Genomic DNA, 12,393 nt, shown 5'->3' on the forward strand with positions numbered 1-12,393 from the left:
CCCGTGTCGCGGATAATGCAAGCAGCGAATCTATTTATACAAATTAAAATTAACATTTCCCCCAAATCGCCAAATATATCGCAGAGGAAAAATCGTCTGTTATGACGAGGCGATTATCGGCAGCCTCCTGCAGGCTGGGCGCTCTATCTTCAGCAAGTATTATAAGAGCATTCTGACGGCCTGGCACCGCAGTCATTCTGTCTTGAAGCGCGTCGTCCGGAAAACCATCGGCAATGAGCAGTTCCGATACTTCACCTGGCAGTGAGATGTCGTGATTGTGCCTATCTAAAACAGGACAGCTAACAACCGCCCCTAACTCCTCTAAGCGATGTCTTGCCTCTTCTAAGCTATAACGTCGACCGAGTGTGTTGGCATATCCATTTAAAAAAATATGCTTGGTGGTTCGAGGAAATACTGGCGTGCATCCCTCTAAGGACGAGTCCACAGGCAACATAGGCTTTGTACTGTATTGCGAGACCGTGCGCGATGCGAGGTCTGCAGCCTCAAGAGCACATCGGTTTTCTTCACCCCAATAGAACGAAAATATCGCACTGAACACATCACCTGACCCGATTTTGAATACCTTGGATGAGTAATAGGCAGGGATAAAGTGAGGCGGCATTTTCCCCTCGACAACCCATGCTCCATAGGGGCCGTCCTTCACGACGACAACTTGCGCGCCTTGAGTGCGTTGAACTTCTCTAGCCCCGTGCCCGATATTAGATTTTCGAGTAATTGCACGCAGCTCGGCTCGGTTCAGTAATATTGCTAGTTGCCTCGCCTTGGAGCCGTTGTCACGGTATGGTTCAGGAAAATAGAGAGTTTGCGGGTCATATACAGCATATTCAGCATCGACGATAGCATCTCCTTCGAGCATGCCGAATCGGAGGACTGTGCGCGCTGATACTTGAATCGATCTATTGCGAGATATTTCAGATCGACGAGGCTCAATGTGAGGCCTCGACAACGGATGGAAATAGGCAAAAGCAATTTCGGCATCCGACCTATGGAGATCCAAGGCGATGCCCATCTCCTTTAACTGTGTGAGGCCCCTACTAGAGAAGTTTTTCGCATAAGTATGGAGCGTGCTATGAGGCGATAATTTGCTGATGGCAGCCGCAGCTCTTCCACCCGATCCTAATTCGGCGTTCCAAAAGGGGACTTCGCATGACTCCGAATAGACTCCGCCGACGATATCCACAAATTCCTCTTTTGGATAATACGCACAATAAAAAATTGCTTAGCTCACCACGGACTATTCTAATTCCTCCCAGTCAGTGATGGTGTCCGTTAGACAGGCGACTATCATGCAGGCACTGGCTACTATATCGGATCGATCATCTTCGACTTCCGATGAGGCGTCGCAATACCATGCGGTTTAAGCAAGAGTTGATGAGGCAGTCATACAGCATTCAGCAGTGCCCTTAAATTTTTGCGAATCATGAGGAGTACGCGTTTTGGCAATTGCGCAGATGTCTTTTTGTCGTTGCGCATTGGAATCCCTGCATTTCAGCGGGATGCCATGTAGTGTGATGCGCGCACGACAGATGGCCTTCCCTTCCCCTGCACCTTAAAGATTTTCCTGTGCTAACCCACACCAGCGCGGACAATGCTCATCGCGGATTCCGCCTATTCACTGCCCGTATGGAAACGCCCAGTTTAGGTAATTCGGCACCGATAATGCAGGAATACATTTGATTGCTCTTCACTCATAACGTGTGGTTGCACCTGTCCCTTGGCACAACTCGCAATCTTCTCCATGATGGTTTATCCCTCTGCCGTTACAGTCAGGGCACAGCATATTATCGCCTCCTAGGGCTGGCCCAGGCCGCCTCCGTGCCGGCGGAATGTCTTCTTGCCGACGCAAGAAAGTAGGTCGACGCGACGGATCAATTTCCCGAATTACCTGGGCTATAGCCTCAGCAACAATCTCCTGGTCTTGGGGTAAAGGTCTTATCGCATTGTGGATCATGCCTTGCTTAGCCGAAAGCAAAATATCGTCCAAATTACTTCCTGCCGCCTTTAAGGCATACAACACGGCCGTTAGCGCGTGATTAAATTTATCTGCATCATCCATATAGTCTCCAATAAAGTTAATTCCAACTACGCCAAAGCGAAAACACTGAAGAGGGTGAAGGGAGACGCAACTAACACAACACGGGTTCGGAGAAGCTTCGTTGGGAATATTCGAGATTCTCACCGATGATTGGTTACAAGCCGAGTTTATGCCCCCTCGACAAGCCTGGCCCGAACCCACGGATTGCCAATCTCAATTCATCCAACTTCGTCTCTTCCATTCATAGCAACAGATGGCTTTTCTCGCGGTATGCTAAACCTGCCCGCCCGAACTTGGCCAAGGTCAAGAATAGCATGTTGCAAAATTGAGAAGTGCGCGAAATGTCAACTAGCTTGTCGGCATCAGCAGTTACTGGAGAGAGGTGTGTAATGGCCCAACGAAACCTGTTCGCCTCAGACGTCGACTTCATTCCACTCGCCTAGTGCGACCGCCGACGGATATATAAGCCAATCCAGTCGCCAATGATGTATCGGGCATGCTCCAATGTTTCGAAGCAATACCGATCGGCACGTCGCTCCTTCGAGTTTCGAATGACGATTGTTATGCGCAATCATTGCGTGACTTTTTCTCGACGGCTTCTGGATTTCTTCAGCACGAACGGGGACAGCCTGCATCGTTTTTTAGGGCGGCTCGTAGACGGCAAAACTGCGCGTAAAAATTGGTTCTGAAGAGAAAGGATTCACTTCCTTACTGGCCACAAAGGTCGTCTCAGGTCATAATACAATGCACGTTCCACGTTGAACAAAGAGTGGCTTTAAGAATCGATAGCATTGGTGATCGGCGCTCTGCCGACATGGAGACAAAAATGGGAAGACCCAAAGGATCGAAAAATAAGCCGAAACAACCGAACGTTTCTGGATTTATTTCAGAGCCAGCTGGCCGGATCAACGCTCGTGTCAGCGCTACGACCCGAGACAATTTAGCGCAATTAAAGGAAGACTTTGGCTTACACAGTCAAGAAGAGGTTTTGGAGAAGATCGTAGGCATTGTGATGGCGTTGCGTAAAGCCGTCGCGCGATAGATACCCCTCCAATTATTCATGAAGTAATTGGCGATCCACAGTTGCAGCGATCCATTCAGAAACCGTAGTAGGACCGTCTACTGAATATTACAAGCAATCTAAGTCGTGCTGAGATCGCTACGAGAGAGGGAAAACCCTATCAACCGTGTGGCGTGCACAATGAAAAGCTGTGGGGAGACGTCCATGCCACTATCCAACAGAGCATTGGGCGCATTTTCTCAGCCCAGCGTGGCGCTAGGCATCCATGACCCCGTACTTTGCCTTCACTCTCGCGCATCCTACTTTTCCCCAATCTGAGCAGTTCTGCCAACAAAATTCTTGGCCAAATAAGTCCTCACCCCTCGGTTGAGCGCGCGACTGCCGGCGCCGCTCTCCCATTCGAGGTAGCTCTGCATCCGACGCCTCATTTCCTCCAGCGCTGGCACAGAACCACAAATTGTGCTCGCATCCATTCCGTTATGGAGCAAATTCGCTAAAGCATTTGCTACCAATCCTTCATCACGGCCGAGTTGAGAAAGCCATTGAACAGGCAGTTCCTCAGATGAGTCAGACGGGTTGAGTGCTCGCAAACAACCTGGGTAGCGGGCGAATAGCGATGCGGCCACGTTACGCCATGTCTCGTCAGACAAACTCCAGTGAGTAAATAGCATCTGGGTTGCTTCGAACACCGCTCTCCAAACGACTAAGCCTTGGCAAGGAAGCGACGACGTATCATCGGCTTCAAGACAAAGGTCAATCAGGCTCAGACCCACACCAGCAAGAAAAAGACTGGGCGCCATCAAAGAGGAGTCGTTGGAGTATAAGTAATGCAGTGCAGCCCGCCGTTCAGGAGCGAAGAACTCGAAGTCCTCGCGCCAGGACTTCGCGGCTTCCGCGCCGGCTATGTAGACGTTGGCGAAGACACGGTGGCGCCAAGAAGGTATCTTCTCGTTATAGCGCACCGAGAACGGAGTTCTTGCATTTCGCAGGAGTGCTACGAAGGAAGGACGCAAGGATGCCTCTTGATAACTTTCTCGCTCTTGCGTGAGCATGGTCGCAAGCATCAGTTGCTCATACGCAGAGTGCGCTTCGTCGTCGGCAACTTGAACGGGGAAAGGTCCACCTTTTGGGTATTCCTGAGACAACAATGGGTATATGTCGGCAGCAGTAACTTTTGACTCAGCGAACGCTACCAAGGATGCGCTAAATACCGCTTCAAACGTCGGGTCTGAAATGCGAGAAGTCGCTGCATGCACTTGATACCGCATCCATCGGGACACAAGCTGCACACCATCAGAACGCTGGAGCGCCTTTTTAATAATCGTTTGAGCGATGCCGACCAGTTCATCGCTCTCTGCGAGTGGGGCTCCGTCGCGTTGCCTATGGGTAGAGAGCTCGCCAATAACGCCAAAGGCAGCTTGCAACAGCAAGGGCGCGCACACCTTCCGATTCCAAAGCCCATTCTGCTCATCAATGACCGTCGGTGCTCGCTCAAGCATTCCCAAGACCTTGTCGAGGTCAAATGTAATCGAACGCCAGGAGAAGCAGCTCTCTTGCAAAGGAAACGGAGTGATCTCTTCAATCAAAGGTAGAAATTCGTCCGGCTTCACCGCAGCCAACGGTGTAAGCATTCCAAGACGCTCGGACAGCATATCGAGTCCTACCCATACTCGTGTGTCCCAAACTGCACCGAGGTCTTCCTCGGCTGCCCACGCATCGAGTGCAGGTCCAATCGCACAATGACGACCTGGTAGAAGATGGCTTTCAGGGCGAGAGCACTCTTCTTGAATAAATGAGCGCATGGCAGCGACGACAACTCCACGTTCAGTTTTGCTGGACGCTCCTACAATCTCAGCAAACGCCCGCACTCGCGTGCTATTTTCCGATAACAGCCGAGCCACGTTTCCGCCATCGTCGGACGGCTGCCCGCGCGACACCAACGAATCGAAGAGAGCGCCAGCGATAAGCCAATCGCCAATAGGATGGTCGTGGTCACGTGGATTGAGTAGAGAAGCCTCAATCTCGTCCATGATTACGGCTGGCCATGGATTGACGGAACCAGCGGGAGATGAAATTACCAACGTCGGCGAAAATTGCTGGACATAGGCCAATATGCCATCCTCCAGAGGAATTTTCGGTAGCTGTGCGAGCAGATTTTTGAAGTAGTCAGTAAGGGCAGCTCTCGCTGGAGCGGCCCAGGAGGCACCAGCCCCCAGTCGCCCACTGCTCACCTGCTCCTCCTCCGTGGAAATCCAGCTATGAAGCTGGAGAAGTCGCTTATCAATCATATGTTGCTCCACTGCTCCGCGACCGCTAGAGTCGCTTCAATGAACTCTTTGACGCCCAAGTCCTTGGCTTTCCAGCCCCGACTGAACCCTGTAAGACACTGCTCGACACTGCCCACCGAGCCCCCGAAGTGCCAGAATTCGCCATCGGTGACGGCAAACCGGTCATGCGGAAACGGGGACTTGGATGACTCCATACCCTCGATGTAGTGAAACTTCAGAGGACTTCCCTTCAGAAGTACTTCCTGAATATTTTTGGCAAGGGGCGCACAGTAGGCCTTGTCGTCCTTGCCTGCCAGCACTATAAGTGTTTGGAGACTGCGCGCACGACCAGGCTCAAGTTCATCACGCAACCGATGCAGGAGCTTACGGTCCGAGTGGCGGTCGAAGAGGATGACAAGACGAGAACGGCGAAAAGCGTCCCAGAACACCTTACTGCCCAAGAGCAGCCCACGTTCCTTGCGCTTGCGATTTTCAGCGTGCCGAGCTCCGATGGCTTCAAAGCCAGGAATGCGTGGACTGTCTGCCTCTAAAAGCTGCTCGGCATGGGGTACCGTTGCCCACAGCAAAGCAGGTTGTGCCGTGCCACTGAAGTTTTGAAGTGGACGCCAGTCAATTACGGGAGCAAGAACGGTCTCATAATCGTCCGCTGGAAGCTCTTTGACTCGAGCTCTACTCTTGTTTCCGCCGCTCATGTTGTTTTATTCGCCTTCCGAGCTGCGACCCAATCGGCAAGCGTCTTGGTTCGCACAGGATCATTCAGAATGTCCTGAAGTTTCGCGATCACCACATCGGGAGCGGGAGCGCTAATCATCATCCCTGCTCGCTCGCCTAGGCTATTGAGTGAATTTCCCGTGAACCAGACAGCGTCGTCGATGACAAGAAAGCGGTCGTGCACCGTAGGCATGTCGCCGGTCATCACCTTGACTTCGATATGAGCCATCTCTGTTCGTGAGAGTGTGCGTAGCAGCAGCTCACCCGCCTCTAAGGTGCCGTCGATGGAATCGGGCGCTTGCATGGCGGTGCTCGCGCCGGTAAGGATCACGACCTTCGCAGCGGCATGGCTAGTGGCAAGCGCAAAGCTAAACAGCTCGGGAGTCGCGAAGTAGGGATCCACAATCCAAACTCGCTCGCGCGCTATCCCGACGAGAGCGCGAACAAACTCAGTGGCCTCGGTTCTTGAGCGGTGAAACCACTTCTGCCCTAATCTTTCTGCCTCGTCTAAACGTTTTCTCTCGAACTCTCGTTTCCGCAATACGGCAGGCAATACCGTAGGGCCGCCTGATTCACGATGTGTGCTCGTCGATGCCACCTCAGAAAGCGGAACCTCGTACTCTTCAGGGTGCGCGCCAGAAGGCTGTGGAACTTGAACTCTCTTACGCGCACTTACGATGCTTAGCCCTATAGTTGCCTGCCGTATGTAGCTGGAAGGAGCTTGCCACTCCAAAAGGCCGCGGCGAGGGCAGTTAATGTACAACTCGACCTCCTCGACAGCACCAACATGCTTAACAAGCACGTAAGGAGTTGCTGTGAAGGCTATGGTCGTATAGGCACTAATGCCTGTCGGACGATGCTCTATGACCGTAACCTGTAGTCCTTCGGAAGTCATGCCCGCCCTGGGAGTGATCTCAATAGCAGTATTTTCACTACCGTCTTCAGCGACGTGCAGTCGCACGTGGAGACTGCGAAACACTGGATTCGGTGCAAGCAAGTGAACTGAGCCAGCCAACTCGGGGTAACGTTCAAAGCTCGTGAGAATACGGTCTGAAGCCCAGTCACGAAGCTCCGGATGTAGTTCGAACAACCTTTGAATCAAAGGAGGCACCCGTTCGGGATAGAGGTGATGTGCACGTACCGAGGACGGCACGTCACCTGAGACAGGGAATTTTGTCCCAACCACTAGTTGCGGCCACGAAGGCTCCTCAAGGTACGGCTCGTGCGCGGTTGGATAGCTTGCCTGGGCCTCCAGAAGCTCGAATTTTCCTTGCCTGCAACGCTCGTACCAGGCCAGCGCCTCCTGTGCGCTCAATACATATCGTGAATAAAAGATGCGCCCCTTACCTCCGAGGCGTTTCGCAGGCTCCGTGAGCCCTTGTTCGTGAGCAGGTGGGGGAAGTTCGGTTGGCCATAGTTCGGCCGATGCAAAAACCAGATGGTACTTCTCCTCGTATAGCAGGCAGATGACCTGGACTACCGCATGCTGATAGTCGCTCTCGACAATCGACGTGACTTGCATCTTTATTATTTCCCCCGAGTTTACGATCCAGTATAAAGTGCAAAACCACTAAGAGCGAGCGACGCATAGACGGCAACACATTCGCTGTCAACCGGGCCCATGAACCAATCACTCCTAACCAATACTGGTGCGTTGATGACGCATAGATTCGGCCCTGGAAGGGTTCTTCAAGACAAAGACTATTTTTAATGGTACTAGATGGGTTTTCTCACCGTTGCGCCATCATGGGCATCATCACTTAGCCTTACGCATGGATAAGCTGAAATGTATGGCAACAATTCTTGCGAAAGAATAGCTGAAGCACTTGCGCCAAGGTATCATTGAGTGCCACTTGGCAACCGGGTAGCTCGGTGGGTAGCTGAAACCGAAAAATCTGATTTTTGATTACCTAATCTATTGATTAAAAAGGTAATTTCTAAAATTTTAGGTTCATACGACATCATCCTGATGTAGGTCACACCGCCCTGCAGACCGAGGCGCGACATGAACCGCCTCTGCGGCGGAGAACAGCTGACTTGTGCCGCCAATCGCATGCCCGGTGTTTTCACATGCTGGCGCCACCGTTCATTGACGACACCTCCAGGGACTGCTCCTTGCTCTTGTCGGCTTGCTGTGCCATGTCCTCGCATGCTTCATGGATTGCTGCGAGGGACCGAGCGAACTGTGCCTGGAACAATGCCCCCTCCACGTTGCGAATCGGATCGCTGTCGAACACGATCTGCTGTGCACGTGGATTATTGGGCGCCCAGACAAGATGATTGACCGGGATCGTCCTGTCCGGAGCATTCTTGATGAGGTACCGACTGTCCTGGTAGAAATCCTGCAGCTTGCTGTTCAACAGGAATATCTCATGGGAGCGCACGATCTTGAGATCCGTGCTGACCGGCGCGACGGGAACCGTATTGATGTAGAAAGCGATTGTGTTCTTTTGATAGCAGGTCGCGATATGAACAATGGCGGTATCGACCGTGACCACGAGATCAGCCTGCTCAATGAGCGGAATGACATCCAGCACGCTTTGCGAATCAAAGATCGACACCTGTTCCAACGCATTCAGGCGTTGGACAAGGTCCTTCTCTCCGATCAGCACGACATGGTATTGACTGCCGAGCTGCTGGCACACGATGCCGATCTGTTCATCAGACAGGAACCGTGCCGGGACGCTGCCAAAAGGGTTGAAGACGACAATCTTCTTCTGTCCACCATGACGCAGGGTCTGCAGGAAAGAACCTGCCCTTGCCCTGATCTCGTCGCTGACGAAAAGCTCGTAGTGCAGGTCGTCTGCCCTCACCTGCAGTTGCTCCAGCAGTGTGCGCAACTGTACGGTGACGTGACTTTCGGGTGAGTAGTAGGGAATCGGGCGGTTGAACGTGGGCAGGCTGCTCTTGTTGAAGCCGGCCAAGATCGGTGTCCGGAGGTAGGAACAGAAGAGCAGGTTCTTCAGGTCGACGAAGCGATTGCAGCGTACATCAACGGCCAGGTCGAACTTCTCCCGCCGGGCGGCCCGCATGCTCTGCAGCCATGCCCCCATGCTGCTGTCGTCATAGACGAAGGTACCGCTGACATGCGGATGATGCTTGATGATGTCCAGTGCGGGCTTCCTGGAAGACACGTAGACCACATAACCGCACCTGGCCAGGTTGCGAATCAAGGCCGTCGTCGCAATCATGTCGCCGATGCGATCATTGCGGACGATCAGGATTTTCCTGGCCGCTGACAGGTCAGGGTTTTTCCTTCTCGGCCGCATGATCCATTTGACCATGCCCATCAACGCAAAGCGCATGCGCAATTTCCAGCGTCTGATCAGGAAGTTCTTTTCCCAATTGTATTCGCGCAAGCTCTGCTTAAACGTTTTTCCCATTTTTCACCAAAATGTCTGCTCTATTAGACCAAGCAATCGGTACCACCGGAGAAGCACTGATTTCCCGCGGGGAAAAGTCAAGGCAGTGGGCAGACTCCCCCAGATTGAAGCCCTGCGTTACGGCTTCGCTTCAGGAGGTGCCGAGATACTCGGGAGCAGGCTTGCGCCAGCGCAAAAGCGCCGCCATCAGCAATGACAGCAGGACCGTGTAGAACAGGCTGCACTCACGCCAGATGAACATCACGTCCACCAAGCCGTCGGAAACGAAAGCGAGGCACAACACCAAGCCCATCATTGCGGTCACCCGTGCAGTCTCTGATTGTCTGGCACCATAGCAGCAGAAGAAGACGACAGGCACAAGATACAGGGCCAATAGTGCCACTACACCACAAGTGCCGAAAACGACTGCGATAAACAGGAATTCGTTATGGGAGTGTGGATAATAGGCAGCCTCTGGGCTGATGATACCTTCCTTGGCCAGCTTACCCAGCGCATTGGAATAGCCATTGACGCCGACACCGATGAATGGATGCTCTCGATAAAGTCGCAGCGAACCGTTCCACAACTGCAGGCGCGTCCCGACGGAGGTGTTCAGGTCCGACCTGCTTTCGAAAGAAACCAGATCGCTCTGGACACTCATCAGACGCTGTCTGATGTTCTCGCTCGAACTGTATAGAGTAGCGATGGCGATCATCACCAAGAGCGCTGCGCTAATCTTGAACAGCCGATTTCTACCAGGAACAAACACAACACACCCGACAATGACGAAGATCGGTATGGCCAGCCAAGCGCCGCGTGACTGGTAAAGGTAGATGCAATAGATACCGCAGAGCCCTGCAAGCAGTTTCAGCGCCATCAGGGCCTTTCGCATTGACTCAGGGAGCTCGGTATCCCATTTGATGCTGAACACCGCCAAGGTCCCAAGAATAGCTGCCAGCTCGGAGTAGGCAAGGATGGGCATGAAGTTGACATGTTCCCGCGACACGCCGCCGCCTGTCAGCCAGTAGATCTTCACTGTGGCCACCAGGGTGGCCAGCGCGAATGCCGTGCCCAACCAGCGGAAGAATCGTTGTGGCATCTGGGAAAACGCCCAGCACAAGACCATGAAGCCCTGGAAGCGCAAGGCAATATTGAAATCCTTGACCGACCCGTTGCCAATCATTGTCTGGCTCAGGAGAAGACAGATTGTGAATCCCGAAACAGCCAGGTAGAGAGGCCAAAGCGTCTTCCAGGAAGCGCCATAGCTGACGAGCGAACGCCGTCCGCGCATGAAAATGGCAACGACCGCAAGCAACAACAGCAGGTGGTAGCTGATTCCGGCCACACGATCAACGGACATCCCCAAGACCACGAAGACCGCCGCAGCGACAAACAACAACCAATGCATGAGCTTTGGCAACATCGGCTTCTCATCCATTAGCAGGTCTCCCAAATGACAGTCGGTATGAACGTCATTTCCCCTGAAACCTCTTTTATCGACAATCTCTGGCTGTCGATTTCCCAAATTTTCATCTTCTTTCCCTGATACATCCATACCAGTTCTGGCATTGCTGCCAACCGGCTATCAATTTCTTGCCTCGTCGCCTGACCGATACTGTCTTGTGCGGAAAAAGCCAATCTGAGGGCCGACCAAGTATACCGGCGATGACTCGAGCCATGCTTGCATTTCGCAATGCGTATCGGCATTTTTGGTCATATCTACGAATACCGCTTATTACTTGATATTGACGTAATCTGTTTTCAATACAAATCAAAACTCCCTGACGGTAGATACCGTCGTCCTTTGCAGCAGGTCGATCACCTCGTCGGTGGTGATCTCGGTCAACCATCCCTTGCGTGTCTTCACAGTCAATATGGTGCTGCTGGCGGCATCGATCGGTGTCCACTCCGGGCTGGTCTGGCGCATCAGTGCGATGACCGGCACCCGCACGGCATTGGCCAGGTGCATCACGGCGGTTTCCACCGAGATGATCAAGCGGCACAGGCTCAAGACCGCCGGTAACTGGAAGAAGTTCTCCTGGGCGCTGAACAGGTGCAGGCGGCCGCTCTGGTCAGCGGCAATCACGGCGCGCGCCTGCTCCAGCTTTTCCGGTACCACGTTGAGAATGAAGTGCGCATCCTGCCACTGGGGTAGCGCCCGCATGCGGCCAGCCAGCTCCACCATCCGCTGCAAGGGCCAGCTGCGCTCCTCCGACTTGGAAAAGGCATTGAGGAACACCAGCGGCGCATCGGCCGCGATGCCCTGGGCTTCCAGGTCGGCACGCGCACGCTGCAACCACTGCGACGGCATGTCGATGTAGGGGAAGCGTTCTCCGGCAGCCATCTGCAGGCCGAACAGGCTCTCGAACCAGCCGGCATAGATGGCACTGATGTGCTGGTCCTGGCCCTTGGCGACATACGCCGGTATGAAGGCATCCAGCTTGCGATAGGCCAGGTGCTTGCGGATATCGAGCAGGCGCACGCGCTTCTTCTGGCCCACCACGAAACCGCGCGGTGAGAGCTTGCGTATCAGCTCGGCATAGAGATGGCGTCGCAGCACGGCGAAGGACACCACGATAGGATAGTCCTCGGCGCGCGCCTGCTCGATCGAACTGGCATAGCCCTTGGGGCTGTAGGTCTGGTCGTAGATGCGCCCGAACATGCCGCAGGCCCTCACCCAGTCGTAGAGCGCATACTTGCTCAAGTGCTCCCACTGGCTGGCATCGGACGTACGACGCACTTCATCGACCCACAGGTCCATGCGGATATGCGGATATGCCTGCCTGAACGCTCTGAAGCAGTTCTGCATGTAGGTGAAGTCGCCCAGCGCCAGGTGGGCGACGAAAAGGATCTTGTCCGCCTTACGGAGCAACTCAGCAGGTACCAGTTGTTCGGCCATGTTCAGCTTTCTGCGCCTGCCGTTTGGGGCAGGCCTGCGGGAATGTCATTGTGGAT

General features: G+C 53.5%; 8 protein-coding genes. 1 reads left to right on the forward strand and 7 read right to left on the reverse strand.

Annotation, left to right across the window (positions count from 1 at the left end; genetic code table 11):
• Positions 1 to 49: 49 nt before the first annotated feature.
• Positions 50 to 877, reverse strand: coding sequence for a hypothetical protein (locus tag BTM36_RS27940; RefSeq protein WP_217349598.1), 828 nt, complete (start codon positions 875 to 877; stop codon positions 50 to 52).
• A 2,005-nt stretch (positions 878 to 2,882) separates the two neighbouring features.
• Between BTM36_RS27940 and BTM36_RS27945 the strand changes: the two genes are divergently transcribed.
• Entirely contained in the window at positions 2,883 to 3,098 is a 216-nt protein-coding gene (locus tag BTM36_RS27945; RefSeq protein ID WP_139347203.1) for a hypothetical protein, read from the forward strand.
• 278 nt (positions 3,099 to 3,376) lie between these two features.
• Here BTM36_RS27945 and BTM36_RS19445 read toward each other — a convergent pair whose 3' ends face one another.
• The 6 genes from BTM36_RS19445 to BTM36_RS19475 form a co-directional block, all read right to left on the reverse strand.
• Positions 3,377 to 5,365, reverse strand: a complete 1,989-nt coding sequence (locus BTM36_RS19445) for a hypothetical protein (RefSeq protein WP_139347204.1) — start codon at positions 5,363 to 5,365, stop codon at positions 3,377 to 3,379.
• On the reverse strand, positions 5,362 to 6,057 hold the full coding sequence (locus BTM36_RS27950; RefSeq protein ID WP_139347205.1) for a hypothetical protein: 696 nt from the start codon (positions 6,055 to 6,057) through the stop codon (positions 5,362 to 5,364). The genes BTM36_RS19445 and BTM36_RS27950 overlap by 4 nt, the downstream gene beginning before the upstream one ends.
• Positions 6,054 to 7,598 (reverse strand): VPA1262 family N-terminal domain-containing protein, encoded by a 1,545-nt coding sequence (locus tag BTM36_RS19460; RefSeq protein ID WP_077237588.1) that lies wholly within the window; start codon positions 7,596 to 7,598, stop codon positions 6,054 to 6,056. The genes BTM36_RS27950 and BTM36_RS19460 overlap by 4 nt, the downstream gene beginning before the upstream one ends.
• A 544-nt stretch (positions 7,599 to 8,142) precedes the next feature.
• On the reverse strand, positions 8,143 to 9,459 hold the full coding sequence (locus BTM36_RS19465) for a glycosyltransferase family 9 protein (RefSeq protein ID WP_077237589.1): 1,317 nt from the start codon (positions 9,457 to 9,459) through the stop codon (positions 8,143 to 8,145).
• A gap of 130 nt (positions 9,460 to 9,589) precedes the next feature.
• Complete coding sequence (locus tag BTM36_RS19470; RefSeq protein WP_168189806.1) at positions 9,590 to 10,876, reverse strand: O-antigen ligase; 1,287 nt, start codon at positions 10,874 to 10,876, stop codon at positions 9,590 to 9,592.
• 333 nt (positions 10,877 to 11,209) lie between these two features.
• On the reverse strand, positions 11,210 to 12,337 hold the full coding sequence (locus BTM36_RS19475; RefSeq protein WP_077237591.1) for a glycosyltransferase family 9 protein: 1,128 nt from the start codon (positions 12,335 to 12,337) through the stop codon (positions 11,210 to 11,212).
• Positions 12,338 to 12,393: the final 56 nt, after the last annotated feature.

Origin of the sequence: Herbaspirillum sp. VT-16-41 (assembly GCF_001994935.1) — a bacterium.
GTDB lineage: Bacteria > Pseudomonadota > Gammaproteobacteria > Burkholderiales > Burkholderiaceae_D > Herbaspirillum > Herbaspirillum frisingense.